1 protein-coding gene is annotated in these 1,384 nt (G+C 48.2%); it reads right to left on the bottom strand.

Going from position 1 to position 1,384, the window contains the following annotated elements; genetic code table 11:
- Nucleotides 1-1,384 (bottom strand): hypothetical protein (locus TMES_RS22855; protein ID WP_211275995.1); only part of this gene is annotated, 1,384 nt, incomplete at both ends.

Here is a 1,384-nt window from a genome sequence, read left to right as displayed (position 1 = left end):
TTAAGCACCTGCACATTATTGGCAGCACTGGCCGGGGCCAGTTTTTTAATTGCCGATCCCTGCTGGCTGGATGGCAGACTGTTAATGACTGCCAGAACGTTGTTCTGGAAGGCAACCGCCTGTGTTGACGAACTGTTATTGATCTGGTCCAGTGTTGCACCAAACGAGCTGGCAGCACCGCCATTTTGTGCCCCGATTGACTGATAACCGACCGACTTGGCTTCTGTAATCGTCACGACAAGGTCTTTGCCCACAGTCGCCGTGGTCGCACCACGTCCCGATGTGCCCACAACCGATGCGGATGTAATTGTATAAGTCCCGCTCTTGGCTGCACCAACAATGGTGTAAGTATCGCCAACGGCAAGATTATTGCCCGACATAACCAGGGTGGTATTACTGATATTGGCGCTACCCGTCATGCCGACCATATCCGTAGCCGATGCCAATACCGTCAGCGACCCAAAACTGGAGGGCGATGCCACCTGTATAACCAGCCCACCACCAGTCTGTCTGTAGTTGCCGGTAATGGTTATCCCGTTCACCAGCTTAAGGGTGGCACCCTCGTTGATCACAGAATTGTCAGCAACATCAATGTTATCGTTTAATAACAGGTACCCCGTACCAAAATGAAAATCGACAAAACGATGCCCGATCTCGCCAATATCGGTACTTGCAGTCGTGGCTTTTTCACCAGTCAAAAGACCATATTTACTGTCATCGACGCCACCGGAAATCGTCATGGCCCCACCAATAGTGCTGCCGTCATAGCCAAGGGCTCCCGCAATCGTGCCCGAGTTTGTAATAGTCAGTGCGCCCGTCCCGGGCTCATTCCTAATAGCAAAATATTTACTTTGAATCAGTCCACTATTTGATATCGTGCCAATAGAACCAGAGCTTCGATTGGAAATTGCATTCCCGGACGTAGAAGAAATTGTTCCACTATTCGAGATAACACCAATGGAACCACGGTTGAGAATAGCCGAACTGGATAAAGAGCTAATATTGCCACTATTTGATATTGTACCGATGGTACTGCCGGAATTATTCGAAATAACGTCACCAGCGTTAGAATAAATTGTTTTACTATTAGATATTGTTCCAATTGATCCGTCGTTATAAATAGCCCGCCCGCCGGATGAGGTAACGGTTCCGGAATTTTCTATGAAACTAATTGAGGAATGGTTCTTAATTCCGGTATTCTGTCCAGAAATTATGCCATCATTAACAATTCCGGCAACAATACCCTGATTATCAATCCCGATGGTTGCACCCAAAACGGTCCCATTATTTGTGAGTGTGCCTCCGCTCTCACCAGACGCAATAGATATGGCTGGGGACCAACCGGAAAGTTTGCCGTCAACTGTAATGACGACATCCCCGCCAC

The organism is Thalassospira mesophila (assembly GCF_002115755.1).
Taxonomy (GTDB): Bacteria; Pseudomonadota; Alphaproteobacteria; order Rhodospirillales; family Thalassospiraceae; genus Thalassospira; species Thalassospira mesophila.
The sequence above is the reverse complement of the archived record's forward strand: the minus strand, read 5'-3'. Positions and strand labels throughout refer to the sequence as shown.